The 17,643-nt window shown below is 40.1% G+C and carries 13 protein-coding genes; 7 read left to right on the top strand and 6 right to left on the bottom strand.

Features of this window, described 5'->3' with window-relative positions:
* Positions 1–114: 114 nt before the first annotated feature.
* Positions 115–1,761 carry a DUF6909 family protein gene (locus tag UABAM_RS13410; RefSeq protein ID WP_151968512.1) on the top strand — a complete coding sequence of 549 codons (1,647 nt, stop codon included), beginning with the start codon at positions 115–117 and terminating at the stop codon, positions 1,759–1,761.
* Between the two features lie 119 nt (positions 1,762–1,880).
* Here the strand turns inward: UABAM_RS13410 and UABAM_RS13405 are convergent, their stop codons facing one another.
* Entirely contained in the window at positions 1,881–2,819 is a 939-nt protein-coding gene (locus UABAM_RS13405) for a glycoside hydrolase family protein (RefSeq protein WP_151968511.1), read from the bottom strand.
* Between the two features lie 158 nt (positions 2,820–2,977).
* Here UABAM_RS13405 and UABAM_RS13400 point away from each other — a divergent pair, with 158 nt between their 5' ends.
* Positions 2,978–4,945, top strand: a complete 1,968-nt coding sequence (locus tag UABAM_RS13400) for a sodium:solute symporter family transporter (protein WP_151968510.1) — start codon at positions 2,978–2,980, stop codon at positions 4,943–4,945.
* Positions 4,946–5,037: 92 nt separating this feature from the next.
* Here UABAM_RS13400 and UABAM_RS13395 read toward each other — a convergent pair whose 3' ends face one another.
* Complete coding sequence (locus UABAM_RS13395; RefSeq protein WP_151968509.1) at positions 5,038–6,456, bottom strand: lipase/acyltransferase domain-containing protein; 1,419 nt, start codon at positions 6,454–6,456, stop codon at positions 5,038–5,040.
* Positions 6,457–6,478: 22 nt separating this feature from the next.
* Positions 6,479–6,952 carry a peroxiredoxin gene (locus UABAM_RS13390; RefSeq protein WP_151968508.1) on the bottom strand — a complete coding sequence of 158 codons (474 nt, stop codon included), beginning with the start codon at positions 6,950–6,952 and terminating at the stop codon, positions 6,479–6,481.
* A 265-nt stretch (positions 6,953–7,217) separates the two neighbouring features.
* Here UABAM_RS13390 and UABAM_RS13385 point away from each other — a divergent pair, with 265 nt between their 5' ends.
* The gene (locus UABAM_RS13385) at positions 7,218–8,225 is read left to right on the top strand and encodes a hypothetical protein (protein WP_151968507.1); all 1,008 of its coding nucleotides are present in this window, start codon (positions 7,218–7,220) and stop codon (positions 8,223–8,225) included.
* Between the two features lie 582 nt (positions 8,226–8,807).
* Here UABAM_RS13385 and UABAM_RS13380 read toward each other — a convergent pair.
* Both UABAM_RS13380 and UABAM_RS13375 read right to left on the bottom strand, forming a co-directional pair.
* The gene (locus tag UABAM_RS13380) at positions 8,808–9,569 is read right to left on the bottom strand and encodes a HEAT repeat domain-containing protein (protein ID WP_173013301.1); all 762 of its coding nucleotides are present in this window, start codon (positions 9,567–9,569) and stop codon (positions 8,808–8,810) included.
* A 13-nt stretch (positions 9,570–9,582) separates the two neighbouring features.
* Positions 9,583–12,132 (bottom strand): protein kinase domain-containing protein, encoded by a 2,550-nt coding sequence (locus UABAM_RS13375; protein WP_151968505.1) that lies wholly within the window; start codon positions 12,130–12,132, stop codon positions 9,583–9,585.
* A 117-nt stretch (positions 12,133–12,249) separates the two neighbouring features.
* Here UABAM_RS13375 and UABAM_RS13370 point away from each other — a divergent pair, with 117 nt between their 5' ends.
* From UABAM_RS13370 to dut, 4 genes are all read left to right on the top strand, one after another.
* Positions 12,250–12,573, top strand: a complete 324-nt coding sequence (locus UABAM_RS13370) for a YkvA family protein (RefSeq protein ID WP_151968504.1) — start codon at positions 12,250–12,252, stop codon at positions 12,571–12,573.
* Between the two features lie 315 nt (positions 12,574–12,888).
* Complete coding sequence (locus tag UABAM_RS13365; protein ID WP_173013300.1) at positions 12,889–14,532, top strand: hypothetical protein; 1,644 nt, start codon at positions 12,889–12,891, stop codon at positions 14,530–14,532.
* Positions 14,522–15,211, top strand: coding sequence for an FAD-dependent thymidylate synthase (gene thyX, locus UABAM_RS13360; protein WP_151968502.1), 690 nt, complete (start codon positions 14,522–14,524; stop codon positions 15,209–15,211). The genes UABAM_RS13365 and thyX overlap by 11 nt, the downstream gene beginning before the upstream one ends.
* Entirely contained in the window at positions 15,189–15,605 is a 417-nt protein-coding gene (dut, locus tag UABAM_RS13355; RefSeq protein ID WP_151968501.1) for a dUTP diphosphatase, read from the top strand. The genes thyX and dut overlap by 23 nt, the downstream gene beginning before the upstream one ends.
* Positions 15,606–15,670: 65 nt before the next feature.
* Here the strand turns inward: dut and UABAM_RS13350 are convergent, their stop codons facing one another.
* Entirely contained in the window at positions 15,671–17,599 is a 1,929-nt protein-coding gene (locus UABAM_RS13350) for a protein kinase domain-containing protein (RefSeq protein WP_151968500.1), read from the bottom strand.
* Positions 17,600–17,643: the final 44 nt, after the last annotated feature.

Here is a 17,643-nt window from a genome sequence, read left to right as displayed (position 1 = left end):
TAGAATACACCTTAAACACCCTGGATAAATTAAAACACAGAGAATATACATAAAAAATAAAAAAATGAAAAAGCCTTGCCGACCGTTTTCAAAAGTGACGTAGAAGGGATTGTTATGCAAGAATTGAATCGTTCGCAAAAGTCTCGTTTTTCCATACGAGCATTTAAAGTTATTGCCGACGCATTATTATTACGTGGATACTTTAATCCTGTAGGAGCCTCCGGACAAAAACTTGTGGAAGCGCTATCTATATTGAGCCCTGAAATTTATGGTGTGATGAATGACCCGCAACGTGTAGAACTATCAGGATTAGTATATATCATGGATCGCCTGCCAAAAGGCATGGAGGAGTGTACACGCTATACTTTCTCTGCTGCCGAGGGATTGCAGGAAGGTTTTGAGATTATTATGCCGCTAAAAAGGCGGCGTAATTCATATCGGGTGAATGAAAAAGAGATGTGTTTTGAAATTACCCGTGGTCGCAGTGAAATATACGATATTTTGACACACATTACGTTCTTGGGTATTGAAATGGAAAAGATACGCAAACGTGGCTATGATGAAAAAGGAAAAACCCAAGAATGGGTACAACTGGAAAAAATTGTCACCAAACAACAGAAAATAGAATACTTAGACCAAGAAATCTGGAACTTAAGTAAAATTGTTGGGGCGACTTTTGAAGAAACCAAAAAGGCCTATCAACGCTTGGAAGAATCGGGCCGTGCACACAACAACGGACTTTTTCATATTATTTACTCTTTAGGTAAAATTGCTTGGGAAGCGAAGCAAAACCCCGAAGAAGGACACTTGGTGATTTTTACCCCCTCATTGGAAGAAATGATGGGAAAGCACCTGTATGCTGAAGCATGGGCAACGAATATCAAGAAAATATTGCATAAGAAAAAATTAATAGAACGACCTTTACATATCATCAGCTCGAATTTACACAGCATACGCAATTTGTTATCTTGCTATGCTGTCGGTAAAAGTAAAGGCAAAGATGTCTTTGAAACGGTAAAGCTCGTCAAAGGGCAAGAAGATGCCTTAAACCGCCATGCACTCAAGCATGGTATGATTGATTATAAAGATACCTCGAAAAGTCATATTGATTGCCAAATCATAGACACGACAAAAATTGACTTCGATAACTTACATCCTGATATAAAAATCAATGAAGAGTATGTGAAAAAAACAAAACCTGTTCTTTTGGTAATGGACTATGCTTTTGGTGAACAAGCTTTCGAAGTGATGGACGAACTCTTAAAGCCATTCGAAGGACAAAAATTAAATGTGAGTTCGATTTCGGTGATGGGAAAAGCGGGGATCTTGCCCGGCGAAAAAGGAGACATTATGTTGCCTGTTGCCCATATTTTTGAAGGAGATACCGATACCTATTCCTTTAAAAACCAATTGCAAATAGATGATTTTTCTTCTGATATAAATGTTTATCGCGGCCCAATGATCACTGTACTGGGAACATCGTTGCAAAATAGGGATGTCTTGGGCTATTTTCTCGAATCTAGTTGGAAAGCGATCGGGCTAGAAATGGAGGGCGGGCATTATCAAAAGGCCATCCAGTCGGCGATGATTCGCCAACATATCAAAGGCAATGTAGCGCTAAACTACGCATACTACGCATCTGACAATCCTTTGCAGTCTGGACAAACGCTAGCGTCTGGAGGAATGGGGGACAGTGGAATTCGTCCGACATATACGATTAGCAATGTCATGCTCAAGAAGATTTTGAACAAAGGAAAGTAATAAAGCGTAATTTGAAAAGTAAACTAAAGTATTGATAAGATTTGGGACGCAGCGATCACTAAGGTACAAATCTTTTAGCAAAGCACACTATATTCAAAGTTACTCCAAAACAAGTGTGATTATAAATTTATATGTGAAAAATTGCGATTGATGTGTTGCCAGTTACAGGTAAAATGTTTACGTTGTAGGCCTCCCTTAGGATGAAATCCTACTATGTCACCTTGTAACTCTGGCAATATCATCGCCGCGTATAACTGCTTCTCACTAAGAATACACTCCGCGATTTTTGTCGATGTTTCTGTAAGGTTTGATAACTCTACCGCGTACAAACCCCCTTTGTTATCCGCAGACGAAAAGTCATACTTGGCGGCGCAGGAAAATGTCAAGTATAGTTTGTCTCTATTGTAATATATTCGCGGAACTTCGCATTCCGAGTACAAATTGGGTGCATACAAAGGCGGAAGAATTTCCCACTCCGATAGTGAATCTTTCATGCGTAGTAAAGCGACGGTTCCTTTGCGGTTTAGCGCACTGTGTTTACTTTTTGCGGTGACTAGCATGTAGGTATTGTTGTTATGTTGAAAAACATAAGGGTCGCGCCATGCGTGGATGGTTTGTTCTTCGCGAAGTGATTTCTCTTCGTAGTAGGTATTATCTGCCTGAAGACACAACGTATCTACTCTTTGCCACTCATGTATATTAGTGGAGTACGCCATACCAATTTGTTGCGTCAGGCCATCGTGTATTTTTTGATCGCGAGAGGTATAAAACAACAAAAACCCATTGGCAATGCGGATAATGTCGCCTGTCCAAATGGATGTATTGTCCCAGCCCTTTTTATCTGCACAAAACACGTCGTATTTTTTCCAATGCATTGTTTCAAAATCGCGCGTTGTGGCGTAGCCGACGCAAGAAGAAAAATGATGTTGGTTGTCCGCAACTAATTGCGAAGGAGCGTTCAAATAGAAAACATGAAAGAGTTTTTGCTTTTCATCATAGGTATACCAAAAGTCCCATACATGGCGACTCGGATGTTGTAATACGGAATAGTTATTCATAATTACCTAAAAAAAAACTATAATGGGAGAAATTTTACTTTTGATGTATCAGTAAATGGTGATTTCTTTGTGAAAAAACACACCGCGATATATTGCCGCTAGGAAGAAAACGATAAGAAAGTACTGATGATACATCTGAAAACACAGGAGGAAATTGTATGCACATTGTAGATTACTCCATTGTATTTGTCTACTTAATTGTCATGGTCCTCGTTGGATTGTGGTTACAAAAGAAGGCATCCAGTGGAATAGACTCTTACTTTTTGGGAAATCGCTCCATTCCGTGGTGGGCGCTCTCTGCTTCTGGTATGTCATCGAATCTTGATATCACGGGAACAATGATCAACACAGCGTTGTTGTTTTCATTGGGACTTGCCGGTTTCTTTATTGAAATTCGCGGTGGTGTGACGCTGGTAATGGCGTTTTTGATGATTTTCATGGGGAAATGGAATCGGCGTGCCGAAGTGATGACGCTTGCCGAGTGGATGCACCTGCGCTTTGGCGAAGGAAAAGACGGACATGCGGCACGTATTATTTGCGCCATAGGTTGGTTAATTCTCACCATAGCCCTCGTGACCTATTTTTGTAAAGGTGCCGGAAAATTTATTGCCGAATTTTTAGAAATAGCGCCTTTCTTAGGAATGGCTCCTGATTTTTGGGCGGCGCTACTGATGATTGTATTGGCGATGGTATATACCGTTGCAAGTGGTCTACATGGGGTTGTTTGGACAGACGTATTTCAGAGTATTTTCATTTTTGGAACTATCGTAGGTATTTGTTTTATCTGTGTCACTAGTCATCCGCTTCCGGATAAATTTGAACTATCTTCTCCTGTGGATCAGGAAAAACTTGAAGAATGGAATAAAGGCAAACCGACGGAGGAACAGCTCGTTCCAGGAAAACAAATCAACAAAGATTTCAAACTCGTCGAAAAAGAGGGCGACAAATACAAAGTGTGGTCACCGAGTAAAAACGAGTGGACCAATAAAAAGTACGTTGTGTGGTCTTCGAGTAAAGAAGAATGGACTGATTTGACCCCAAAAACATCTCTGAGTATTCCCGAGATCGGTGAGTATTCGATGTTTAATCTATTAGGACTACTAATTTTCTTCTATTTGATACGGGTTATTTTAGAAGGTTCTGGTGGTTTGGGTGGTTACATGTCGCAGCGCTTTTTTGCGGTTGCCAGTGACCGCGAAGCAGGTCTTATGTCGCTACTGTGGATATTTTTATTGTCTTTCCGTTGGCCTTTTATCGCGTCTATTGCCATCATGGGAATTTCTTACAGTACCCAACAAGGTGTGACGATGGATCCGGAATTGGTACTGCCAACGGTCATCAATAATTTAGTGCCGATCGGCTTGAAGGGTTTTCTTGTTGCGGGATTAATGGCGGCAGCGATGTCGACATTTGATTCAACGGTCAACTCAGGTGCGGCGTATTGGGTGAAAGATATCTACCAAGCGTATTTGAAAAAAGGTGCATCAGAAAAACAATTGATTTGGCAAAGTAAACTCGCTTCACTTGGTATCGTTGTGATTGCGCTTATTTTTAGTATTTCGATAGAGAACATTAACGAAATATGGTCGTGGATTACCATGGGGATTGGGGCCGGAATGTTCATGCCATTGGTGATTCGCTGGTATTGGTGGCGTTTAAATGGCTGGGGATTTACCGGAGGAATGTTCGGTGGAATGCTTGCGGCAATCGTAAGTAAGGCAGTTTTACCTACGGCAACACCCGAATATATACCATTTACCATTATTATCATTGTTTCCACGATATGCTTAATCGTTGTTACGCTAATGACCAAACCAAATGATGATGAAGTTTTGCAGAAATTCTATAACAAGACGCGTCCATTTGGTTTGTGGGGTAAAGTACGCAATAGTCTACCAGCAGAAGTTCAGGCAAAGATAAAGGCCGAAAACAAACGCGATATTGTTTCTACCTTTTTTGCTGTTCCATGGCAAATCGTGTTATTTTTAACGTGGATGATGATCTTATTCCGACGTTGGGAACAACTGTGGTATGTTCTTAGTGCTCTGATTGTGACAACAACCGTGTTGTATTTCAACTGGTTTAGACATTTATCATCAGAGGTAGAAATTACCGAGAGTAGTTAACGGTTGGCAATGAATTACCAGAGGAAGGACGGACAAGAAGTCCGTCCTTTTTTAATTGCGATGGCTACGAAGTTTTCATCCAATTAGAAATATTATTTTGCAAATGGTGGGGTTTCTAAAAGAAGGTGCAATATATTATTGCGAAATGACTGTGTTGTTGTCATTTTTAGGTGGTCTCCTTTGAGTAAATAGGTAGCAGAAAAGGGAATATTGCTGCGCACCCATGGTTTCCACTCACCACCTTGACGTTGATCGGCAAGTGCGTTGGCGATTGTCACCACACCATCTCCTGGGGAACTCAACGTTTCGTCAAAATCAAATGTCCATTGGCCGTTTTGTTGGAAAATGCGCACTTTTTCTTGCGTGGCCATGGATTTGGAAGCAAACAGCACCACTTGTGCAGGGCATGGGCTGTCTGCTTTGGCGTCCAGTGCTTCGTGAAATTGTTGTGCGCGATCAAAGGCATTTTGCATAAAGCGTATGGCAAGAGGAATACGCGTTTTGTCATCGGGAAATAAATATTTGAGGTATTTTTCTTGTTGAGGTGAAAACATTCCCCATTTATTTTTTGCCCACACTTCTGCATTGTACATATCTATTTCTAAGGGTTGCCCGGTGTTATCTATGAATATTTTATGACGCTGGCGTGGTAGAAGTTGGTATAGGGATAGATACGTGGATAGCAAGGTCGCTTGGAATTTAGGGAGAACAAAAGAGTATTCTTGCCCGTTTACCAAAGCATCAACGGCGCTGATGGAGCCAGTGTTGGGACTTCCTACTTGGATTAATCGTGAAACGCGCTTAGCTCCTGCCCAAGTGACTTTTTTGTCATTGCCTTGGGTGATATCTATACCTCCGTATTGCAAATAATAGCGCGCAATAAGCCCCCCCATAGAGTGTGCGACAATATCAAATTTGACTTCTCCGCGATTGAAGCCGCGTTCTTTGTCTTTTTTCGCCACGTATTTTGCGGTTTTCTCTAAAAATTCCGACAATAAAATGGCATTGGTGATGTTGTCTTTACGCCAGTCGTAGAAGAACGAAAAGCATGTATAGTGATCTTCATCGTATTCAATATCTTTGTACACTTCATCTAAATAGCCACCGACACCTAATGTTTGTAATATTGATAGATAAACATCAACGGATAGAGTAATTCCAAATAGGCTAAGGCTAATTTTATCTAGCGGTCCGCTAGCATAAACGTCGTCTTTTAGGTAAGCCGTGGTTTGTGGAGTTGACTGCAAATCGACTTCCCATGCTGGATAAGCAAGAGCACGTAGTCCCTCTTTCGAATTTGGGTCAATACCATCTTTGGTAAAAGCACCCCACACCACTTTGCCCGTACTTTGTTGTACGAGTCTGGCTCCGGTGATTCCATGTAGTAGTACCACAGGGTTGCGATCTTCGTTTTTTGCCGCTTGTTGGTAAATTTCTCCCAAGGGCAAATGGTCATCAGTACTACTACAAGAAATGACCAAGCATAAAAGAATAAATATAATTGTTTTCATCAATGTGTGGTCCCAGTTGAAATTACAGAGCTTCTAGTACTGCTTCGGCGCTACTCACGGTGAATTTTCCTGGCTCTTCGACGAAAACATGCTCAACAACACCGTCGTTAGCGACAAGTGCGTATCTATTGGAGCGAATTCCACCAAATATTCCGGTATCTTTTTCCGCACCAATTGCTTTGGCGAACTGACCGCTACCATCAGCAAGCATCGAAATATTTTCCGCGCCACGCGACTTTTGCCATGCATCCATAATAAAGGCATCGTTCACCGCAGTGCAAGCCACAGTATCCACCCCTTTTTCCTTGATCTTGTCACACAGTGCGACAAATCCTGGTAGATGCTGTTCGGAGCAAGTGGGGGTAAAGGCTCCTGGAACAGCAAAAACCACCACTTTTTTCCCCGAAAACACATCGTTGGTACTGAGGTTTTGCGGCTTACCATCGCACATTTGTTGAAAAGTAACTTCTGGTAGTTTATCTCCCACTTTAATCATGATGTCTCCTTTTGAAAATGTATTACTACTTTGGCAAATAGCGAGGGGCACTACTCGTAGATATCTAACTTTTACACAGTGCGTTGTAGGGGCGGACCCCGTGTCCGCCCGTCCCTCAAATAATGATAGACCTAAATATCCAAGTAATAACGGTTTGGTCTACTCCGACCAAGTATATGCGAATCGCTGGTAAAATAAAATGAATTTTTGATATGTAAATATGTCCTATGTGATAAATACACGCTTTTTTATGGAGAAAAATAAAATGCTACGTTTCACCTTCGTTTTCGTTGTGATATGCGCGTTATCTACGTTGTCCGCGCAGTATGTACAAGTAAAAATCGACATAACGCACGATGTGGCACCACCACAATCGTCTTCTCACCCCGTTGCATTTATTGATGCAAAAACGCAGATCCACCGTCTATTGACAAATAACCGCAAAATCTTTCCAGGTGTTTACGACATAAAGATTAAACACCCTGGATACGAAACGGTTTATCGAAAACAACAACAAGTTTCGGGCCCGGTGTTTGTTGTGAAAGAAAAGCTCATTGCTAAAAAACGTCAAATTAGTTTTGAGCCAACTCCTCACATCGGTTGTGCTCCTTGTCCCTATACGGTTATCGATATGCAAAATCAACAAAAAGTAGAATTGTTTCGCGAGACTTTTGCTCCTGGAAAATTTTTTCATTTTAAGATTTTATTTAAGGCGTATAAGACCGTCGAAGTTAAAGGTGTTCTGCCTGTAGGCGAAGATCTCCACATTGTTAAAATTCCGGTAACACGGCTAAACCCCCTGGAATTCACTATTCGCAAAAACAAAAAGGTGATCGACGAAATTCCCTATGAGTACCACTTTACCGTAGAAGATAAACTACTAGAGGCACACCACATCATAACGCAGAAAGGAATTGGACGCTATTACTACACCGTTATGATAGGAAAAAGTGCTGCTTTGTTTCGCGCGTACCTAGGGTATACCTTTGTCGATAAGCCTTTAAAAGACTTTCGCAACGGCATGAATATTGGTCGTCCGAACCAACTGTCCATTACACGTTTTATTGCACATTTACAGAAAGTGTATGCACTGAAACGCGATGATGCGGTGCTCGTGGAAATCATCGAAAATTTTTTCAAGGAAGAGCGAAATCGTAATATGCTAAAAAGGTGCAGCAAGGAAGATGTTGCAAAGTTGTTGGATTATATTTCTACTTGGAAAGTTGAGAATGCACAGGGGTTGGTGGAGAAGGTGCGCAAAATGAAAAGATAACGTGTTTGTAAATAAAATTTGCGGTCTAAAACTAGACCGCAGAGTGTCATCAATTCTACCTTTATCTGCAATGGCTTGCAAACATTGGTACATAAATCATGTTATTTTTGTATAATCACGTTACTATTCTGAGGAGTTGGAGACCTTTCGCTTCATCGCGCAGGTCTTCGAATAGGAATCCAATAAAATATTGGAATGTGCCAACTCCTGTGGAGTTGGCAAGATTTTATTTTGAAACATAAACTACTTTATAGGTTCATCAACAAAAAATTTTCTGCACAGTTGTGTAGAAATAGTTTGTAATGTTGTGCAATCATTAAATTCGAGCATTGGTTATTACAAATAGTTGATTATTTGCCTGTATAGTAATCAAAAACAATGCCAAAGTGTTTTTTTTATTTTGAAAGTTATACTTTTTTTTAGTGAATCGTGCTTTCGTCTATGTTTGAGAGTGTTTTTTTTTGAAAAAAAGAGCAAGCATCATATGTTTTTGTGTGGCCGCTCCATTTACTTTGTCGCATTTTTGACGGTGCTGCGTCAATGGCGTTTATTTCTCGTCAAAATGGTCAAAGTACTTTCAAATTATTTTATTCTAGGAAATTGATAATCGCGCCTTTTTTCTTTCCACCACACTTTCCAACGCTGTGCATTTACTGTATTTCCACGAACACCGGTAAGATCGCGTAGTGCCCCACCAATTGCTCCTCTGACACCTTTGTCTTGTTCTTTTTCCAGTCGTTTTATGAGAAGTTCGAGAATGGGAATTTGTTCTATTTTTCCGCAACTTTTTGCCGCGGCGATCCTTACGTCGTTACTATCGTTTTGTAAATAATGTTTTAGTAATCGATATATATTTTTCGAATATGGCATTTTCGCTAAGCATTGTGCAACGATAATACGTACGTGCTCTTCTTCCGCTCTGCTATAGTTTCTAAGAATGTCAAAATCAGTATGGGTTACTTTGTTTTTGATAATATAACTTGTGGCGATGTCTTCGTTGTTCGCATACTCCGTCAATAATGTTGCGACACTTTGTTGATTTTTATTTGTGAAATCGATATATTTCGTGTAGGCAAAGTATGCAATAACAATGACAATCGCATATTTCATGATGCGTCCGAAATACCCTTTTTTATGACGAGATGTGACAACTCTCGTTAGCATTTGTGTGTCTTTATTGATGTCTCTGGGCTTCGATTTCATTGCTACCGTAGCTGTACGCAGTTGAGGCACAACAACGGGATTTTTACAGGCAGGACATTTGACTTTTTTGCCGCAAAGTTCCAGGGGAGCCATAATCGGTTTTAAACAAAACCTGCACTCAAATCGAAATTCTTTTCCCATGTGTATCCTTTCTTTAAGTGGTAAGGTTCTCATTGTTGCTCAACGAAAGCAAATGTTTGTCGCGGCGCGTGACGAATTGTTCCTTGAGTAAAGAAAAGTCATTCCAAAAAGCTTGCACACTTTCATAGCGTTTTTGCGGATCGAACTCGGTGGCTTTTGCCAAAATATATGGCAAAGTAATCGGAGCACATTGACCAACTGTTGGTCGTGCGATTCCCGCAGGAAGCATGCCCGTAAGCATACGATACAACAAAACGCCTAAAGAGTATACATCTGCCGTTGCTGTGGGGGAATGCCCTAATATTATTTCGGGTGCCATATATGGAGGCGTTCCTTGTGGTTTAAAGTCAAAACCATCGCAATACGCCCCTCCAAAATCTATTAAAGTGACTACATCGCAATCATATAAGATATTTTTGGGTTTTAGATCACAATATACAACGTTTTGATGATGAATATACTGTAAGGCATCGGCGAGTTGGGTGGCGATGGTGTACAATTCTTCGATTTGTACGGGACCCTCTTTCAACTTTTTCCATAGCGTATTCTCGGTGACAAACGGCATGGTAAATGCAAAATTTTCTTGGTGAATGGCCTGTAGAGAAACAATATTTTTGTGTTGCAACCTCCGTAAAAGAAGTATTTCTTTTCCAATCCACTTCTCTTGTTGTTCCTGCGTTGCACATTTGTAGACTTTTTGTGTGTCGTTCTCGCGGTCTTTCACTAGCCACACTTCGATACCATTATGTCCGGACATTTTGCTCAAAAATTCGTAGTCATGGTTTGCTTGCTGTGGTTGTTTATTATTTTGATAAAAGTTGAGTTTTTGTCCCATTTCCACTAAAGGATTACTTTGGTACGCCTCTGTTACACAAACACTGACAGCCATTTCGTTAAACCCTGAATCTACGTTGTCAAAATCTATTTTTAATGTATCACGCCATAATTCCGCTGTATTATAAACATCGAGGACAGCGTCCATGATGTGTGCGCTATCACTGTCTTGCCATTTGGGTAAAAAATCTGCCAGCGGAGAAAGCATATCGCCAAAAATAACATCATACCTACAGAAGTCGATCATTGTGGCCAAAGTGTGTATGGACTCCGCTCTTGCCAAATCATAAGTTTCGTTATCTGCCATATCGATGACTTGCGGAATGACATTTTGCCAGATATTGACATGCACTTGTTGGGTGTCAATGCTCATTTTCGCCAGTGAATGTATACCTTGGATGGCATAAAAACGCGTATCGGCATCTTCGTCGTTTTTTAGGGTTTTGCACAACAGTGTCAGGTTTTTTATATTGCCAACACCTCCGAGCACCATTGCGGAAAAGCGACGATTGGCGGGGCTATGGGAAGTTTCTAAAGTCTGTTGTATTTCCCGTTGGGTTTTTTCGGTAAATTGACCAAGTTCAATGAGGGCATCTTTCGTCGCAAAACGCTCTTCCTTGCTACTATCGGTATTGTACATAATTTCGGTGAAAATATCTCCGACAAGATGGTAGTCTACTTTTGCCAGCGCTCGAATGGCAACGCTGCGTAAACTTTGGTCATTGTATTGTAGTACTTTTTTTACCAGATCTGTGCTTTGCGGTGTATTCCAGCTCGCGAGTGTATAACAGGCTTGTTGTGTTACTTCAAAAGGTCTGGTTTCTTTTATAAACGCAGAGACAACATCAATACTACCGTTTTTTAAATGCTCTAGGGCTTTCAGGCACGCAATTTGGATGTCCATGGAGTTGGTGTTGCGCAGTTCTTTTTCGACAAATGGCAAAATTTCAATACGCAAGGATTCACCTAAAACGGTCCACAAACGTTTACGGGTAATTTCGCCATATTTATGGTCCTGGCACTGTTTAACAATAAACGATAATTGTCGTGGGTACATTTGTAAAATAAGTAATAATTTCGTGCGACCAATGTCGGGGTAGGTTTTTAAAATTTGTAGACAGCTATAAATTGTTTTGCGCAATTCTGACCAATGAAATATGGCGCCAACCACAAGTACCAACACTGCTACGCGCATGATGAGTACAATAGTTCCACCAATAAATCCTAGATGTTGTATGTCAATTAAGTTGAGACCATAAACCTCGGGGATATCAAAAAGTACAGCTTTCATTATTAAATCAATGGTGTAAATTCCCCAATCGTCAAAGTTTTGCGAAGATGAAGAAAAGAAAGATGTTTCGAGGAAAGACAACTTCCACAAAAGTACAACCAGCACAAATACTAAGGAAATGTTGACGATGAGGATAAATAATGGAGAAAGTTGTTTGGAATATTCTAGATAAGGAGAGGATTCTTTGCTAATAAAGCCTTCAATAATATTATTTTTGTCACTGTGGAGACTGTGATTTAGTAAACTAATTCCCAGACATAGCCACAATAAAATACCACATGAAGTCCACGACAATACTCCCGAAGAATAGTAGGTAACACCACCCAAGGTAAGCAAAAGAAATAAAAATAATGTATAAACACCTCCCCGTAAGTTTTTTGCATAGTGGCAAGTTGTTTTGCCTAAAAAACAAATACCGTTCTTAAATGATTTTCGCATATTATTGTTCCCTTTCCCGCTCCCTTTCCCACTCCCGATTATTTTTCTCGACTTTTGCTATTTTTTTGCCATATAATTAAATATCTACAAACACCATTTCTTTTTTCCCAAAGGCCTATGTCAAAGAATAGTTGGTACAGTTTATTACTTAATAAAAAACTATGGATCGCAGCACAGCTGTTTATATCTATTATACGTGATTATCGTCATGGAAAACTACAAGAAATGCATCCAGCAAAAATAATGCTTGTGGCATTTACTTGTGTATATATTATTTCACCAATAGATATTTTACCTGATTTTTTTCTGATTATTGGGTGGATTGATGATCTTTGTTTGATGTATGCGCTATGCAAATTTCTCCATCGTGAATTACGCGCTTATTGTGAGAAAAAGGGTTGGGAAGCACAATGGGCTCTTCTGCAAAGCGACGAAAAATAGACGTTGCATGTCTCCTTCCCCTTGATATCTCAGCATTTTTAGCTTTTCTCAAAAAAAATTATCAGTCTTTTCAAGGTCTGGCTATCTATTTTTCAAAAAAAATGGCAGATTACAAAAATTCGGTACATAATAAAGATACCCCCTCACTAAATTTCTTTGAATAAAAACCGTAAATTACTTGTCAAGTAAACCGTATTAAAGTATAATAAAAACCCTAAAAACATATCTTTTCGTGCACAAAAAGATAATTAACTCATCTCTCAAATGGTGGATATACTCGCTATATCCACCTTTTATTTTTTTAAGGAGACGCCGTTGATTACAAAAAGCGAATTTAGAAATAGTCTGGCGGAAAACGTATTCAACTGTAAATATCGCCATGAAGGCTGTGAAACGTGGGAAAAGTTGAGTCGCAGTGTTGTAAACGAAGTATGTCTCGAAATGCGTGAAGATGAAAAAAATGCCTTAGCCAATTTTATCGTAGAGAAAAAATTTATTCCCGGTGGACGTTACCTCTACTATACAAATAGAGGGGTGAAGTACTATAACAACTGTTATCTATTTAAATCCGAGGAAGATACACGTGAAGATTGGGCAGATTTGGTGTATAAAGTACAGTCAGCCCTTGCTTCAGGAGGGGGAATAGGCAATGACTATTCCATCTATCGTCGCGAAGGAGCACCGCTCAAACGCACGGGTGGTTTGGCAAGTGGACCAATCAAGGCCATGAAAATTGTCAATGAGATTGGCCGTTATGTGCAACAAGGAGGTTCACGGAGATCCGCTATTTGGGCGGGACTACGTTGGAACCATGCCGATGCTCACAAGATGTTACGCGTAAAAGATTGGAATTCACAAGTTATTCCTGGAACCAGCACAACGTATGGAGAGGCCAAACAACGCGATTTTACGTTGTCTGCACCTCTTGACTGCACTAATATTAGTATTATCTACAACACTGAGTGGTTGGAAAACTATAAAAAAACAGGAGAAGTGGGAGATATATTCCGCGAAAATGCCAAGTACGCCATGATGAACGGTGAACCGGGTTTCTCGATGAACTTTTACGATAAAGAACACGAAACAGCGCGTAACGCCTGTTGCGAAATTACCAGTGAAGATGATAGTGATGTTTGTAACCTAGGCTCTATCAATCTCGCCGAAATCGACAGTATTGATGAACTACGATCTGTCGTGGAGCTTGCGACAAAGTTTTTGCTATTGGGTACCTTACGTTCACAGCTTCCTTTCGATAAAATTTACGAAACACGCAAGAAGAATCGTCGTTTGGGATTGGGAATTATGGGAATTCACGAATGGCTTCTTATGCGTAACTATGGTTATGAAGTTAGTGATGAGTTGCATGAGTGGCTGACGGTTTATCGCGATATTTCTGATAAAATTGCCAATGACTACGCGGATGAACTCAACATTTCGCGACCTGTGGCCAAGCGTGCTGTTGCCCCTACGGGTACCATAGGTATTCTCGCTGGTACAACAACTGGTATTGAGCCTATTTACAGTGTGGCGTACAAGAGAAGATATCTGCGCAACAATGAATGGCACTGCGAATACATTGTGGACAGTACCGCAAAATATCTCATCGAAGAACGTGGAATTCATCCTGACAGTATCGAAACTTCTATTGACTTAGCGCAAAACTATGAGAAGCGTATCAAGTTTCAGTACGATGTGGAGAAATATATCGACCAAGCCGTAAGTAGTACCATTAATTTACCACGGTGGGGTTCGGAACACAATAACGAAGACAAGGTGGAAAACTTTGTGCAATGTATTGCGAAATATGCACATGGATTACGTGGAATCACTTGTTATCCAGATGGTGCACGCGGGGGACAGCCCATAGTACCGTGTTCATATGAAGAAGCTATGGCAAAACAAGGACAAGTGTTTGTAGAAGCGCACAATATGTGTAAAGGAGGAGTTTGTGGAGCCTAAACAGACCATCCGTGTTTTGGATAATGATCAGGGCTACATTACACTCTTGGACCACATGGGCAGTGAAGTTGATATCGTGAATGCTGCCCGAGTAAGCTATGATAAATATACCGATACGATGAGGGAAAGAGACCATAAACTACTACGCTACTTAATTAAAAATCAACATACCTCTCCTCTGGAAATGGTGGTATTTAAATTTGAAGTGTACTGTCCGCTTTTTGTTACCAGGCAATGGTTTCGCCATCGTATGTGGAGCTACAATGAAGTAAGCCGGCGTTATACAAGCGAAAATATTGATTTCTACATTCCGCAAAATTTTCGCAAACAAGATAAAAAAAACAAACAAGTCGGGAGCGAACAACTCGACGCGCAAACTCAAGAAAATTTAGGCAGAGAGATTGAAGTGGCGACAAAACAAGCGCTGCAACTATACGATAATCTTTTAGAAAAAGGCGTATGCCGCGAACAGGCTCGTATGGTACTTCCACAAAACTTGATGACAAAATTTATCGGACGTACGGACTTAAACAATTTAATCAAATTTTTAAAACTGCGCGACGATAGTCACTCACAATGGGAAATACGTGTATACGCGCAGGCAATTAAAGAACTTATAGGTACGATAGTGCCTACTGTCATAAAGGAATGTTTTCATGGAGACAACGCTGAAAATTGAGCGTATTGATGAATCTCTACCTCTACCAAAGTATCAAACTCCTGGAGCAGCAGGAATTGATTTGTATGTGAAAGAAGATGTAACACTACAACCGGGACAACGTGGATTTTTTCCTTCGAATATCAAAATGGCCATTCCCGAGGGATTTTACGTCGCGGTTAAGTCACGATCATCTTCTTTTAAATTGGGAATCAATATTTTTCCCGGTACCATTGACAGTGACTACCATAAAGAAGTTTTTATTGGCATTGAAAACGCCACACAAACAGAAGTCAAATTAGAAAAAGGCCAACGCGTTGCCCAAGCGCTACTACACAAAGTTGAGCAAGCTCAAATAGTGGAAGGTAAAGTGGAGGACAATGAACGCGGCGGTTTTGGTAGTACAGGTAGTTAACTATAATCGTTTTGTAATATAGAGGTATTGTCCTAAAATCTAGGACAATACCTCTATATTTTTTATTACTTCATTTTTTGCTTTGCCAGATCAATTTTTCGTAACGTTTCCTGTCGGCTAGGATAACCACATTTCAAAGCCATATTCCACGAAAAAATAGCAACTTTGTATTCTGCAACTCTATAACAACAATCGCCAATTTTCGAATATGCAACCGCATATTTTTTATTCAATTTTGTTGCACGCTGAAAGTACTTTAAAGCCTTTTTGTACTTCTTATGAATATAGTAAATTTCACCTTTGTAGTAATAAACATTGTCTAATTCACTATTGAGCTTCTGCGCTTTATTGAGATATTTCAGCGCTTCTTTATATTTTTTTTGATAAAGATATATTGCTCCCTTATTGGAGTAATGTTGAGCGTTTGTTTTGTCCAGTTGTATGGCACGGTCAATATCGCTGAGGGCCTGATTTACATTTTTTAAAGCATAGTGTAGTAAACTGCGTAGTTGCCAATAGCGAGGGTCCTGATCATGTAATTCTAGTGCTAAATTTAACGTAGTGAGCGCTTGCTGATTTTGCTGTAATTTTCTCAAAGCCACGGCTTTGTCATAAAAATTAGCGGCACTTTTATTAAACGTAAGAGCTCGATCAAAATCTGCTAACGCTTCCTTGACTTTTCCTTGATTTAAGTAAATTCTTCCGCGATTTGAATAGGCTTTTTCGTAACGGGGGGCATGCATAATCGCACGACTAAAGTACTCTATGGCCTTAAGAGGCTGATCTTGCTCGTGAAAAGCAAGTGCCTGATGAAAATATCGTTTTGCGGTTTCATTTTGTTGGCTTGTTTTTTCCGAATACGATGTTGTGTTCTCTTTGTGATGGTTACTTGGTTGTGCATTTTGATCTTTCGCTACGTTGTTGTTTGCCGTTTTATTTTCTTGTGTATTTTTTGCTACCACCACGTTATCGCGATCGTTGTTCTGTGAGGTACTATCGTGTGAGGCGGCATGTTGATTTCCATGTTGCTTCTTCAGTTGTTTATATGAGTTATAAAAGAAAAATGACACGCTGACCGATAACAAAAGTAACACCCCTAATGCCGCAACCGTCAGTTTTTGTAATTTGTACTCCTGGTTTTTTTTCAGCACCGTACGCTGGGTTTTTCGTGCTTTTTTGAAATTTTCCAACGCCTTTTTGAGTTGTTTGCAGTTTTGATAACGCTGTTTTGAGTCCTTTTGTACGCATTTAAGGCATATTTTTTCTATCTGGGGAGCAACTTTGGGATTGATTTTTCCCGGAGGAACAGGTGTTTCGCGAACAATTTTGTACAGCAAGTTTGTCGAAGAATCCGCTTCAAACATCTTTTGATGTGTCAGAGCTTCATACATGGTAACGCCGAGAGCATATACATCACTTGTTTTATTGGTTTTGCCAGCGATTTGTTCTGGGGACATGTACGCCGGAGTTCCCATAAAGTCTTCCGTGGAATGAGAACTATCTGTTTGGATAAATTTAGCCAGTCCCAAATCCATGACCTTGGGTTCATTTGCTTGGTCGATCATGATGTTCGCAGGCTTTATGTCGCGGTGTAAAATGTTTTTTTCATGCATCATTTGTAGGCAGTCGCAAATTTTTATCATGGTATTTACGACAAAAAACGGTTTGGTTTTTTTCTCCGAAATTAGGTCTTGTAGAGTAGAGCCTTCGATATATTCCATCGCAAAATACGGCTGAGGGTCTCTACCACATTCGTAGATAGTCACCAAGTTCGGGTGAGTAATTTGTGCGAGGGCCTTTGATTCTTTCATAAAACGATCAATATTTTTTTGCTCTAAATTTAAAATTAACTTCAAGGCGATATGGCGGTGGAGTTGTGGGTCGTATGCCTTGTACACGATGCCCATCCCTCCACGGCCTAGTTCTTTTTCTATTATGTATTTACCAAATTTTTGTGCCGTTTGTTGTTTTTGTTCAAAAGGAGTTGTCATCATAATTCTCGAACTTGTTGTTAGATTTCGTAGTTAAAAAACATTTT

Origin of the sequence: Candidatus Uabimicrobium amorphum, assembly GCF_009002475.1 — a bacterium.
Classification (GTDB): Bacteria; Planctomycetota; Uabimicrobiia; order Uabimicrobiales; family Uabimicrobiaceae; genus Uabimicrobium; species Uabimicrobium amorphum.
This window is presented reverse-complemented; position numbering and strand designations above follow the sequence as displayed.

Bases quoted from the DNA above. Each gene is read 5' to 3' on its own strand.
- UABAM_RS13370 (WP_151968504.1), top strand. From the start codon at position 12,250: ATGTCAAAGAATAGTTGGTACAGTTTATTACTTAATAAAAAACTATGG.
- UABAM_RS13400 (WP_151968510.1), top strand. From the start codon at position 2,978: ATGCACATTGTAGATTACTCCATTGTATTTGTCTACTTAATTGTCATG.
- UABAM_RS13380 (WP_173013301.1), bottom strand. From the start codon at position 9,569: ATGGGAAAAGAATTTCGATTTGAGTGCAGGTTTTGTTTAAAACCGATT.
- UABAM_RS13350 (WP_151968500.1), bottom strand. From the start codon at position 17,599: ATGATGACAACTCCTTTTGAACAAAAACAACAAACGGCACAAAAATTT.
- UABAM_RS13405 (WP_151968511.1), bottom strand. From the start codon at position 2,819: ATGAATAACTATTCCGTATTACAACATCCGAGTCGCCATGTATGGGAC.
- UABAM_RS13395 (WP_151968509.1), bottom strand. From the start codon at position 6,456: ATGAAAACAATTATATTTATTCTTTTATGCTTGGTCATTTCTTGTAGT.
- UABAM_RS13385 (WP_151968507.1), top strand. From the start codon at position 7,218: ATGCTACGTTTCACCTTCGTTTTCGTTGTGATATGCGCGTTATCTACG.
- UABAM_RS13375 (WP_151968505.1), bottom strand. From the start codon at position 12,132: ATGCGAAAATCATTTAAGAACGGTATTTGTTTTTTAGGCAAAACAACT.
- UABAM_RS13410 (WP_151968512.1), top strand. From the start codon at position 115: ATGCAAGAATTGAATCGTTCGCAAAAGTCTCGTTTTTCCATACGAGCA.
- UABAM_RS13390 (WP_151968508.1), bottom strand. From the start codon at position 6,952: ATGATTAAAGTGGGAGATAAACTACCAGAAGTTACTTTTCAACAAATG.
- dut (WP_151968501.1), top strand. From the start codon at position 15,189: ATGGAGACAACGCTGAAAATTGAGCGTATTGATGAATCTCTACCTCTA.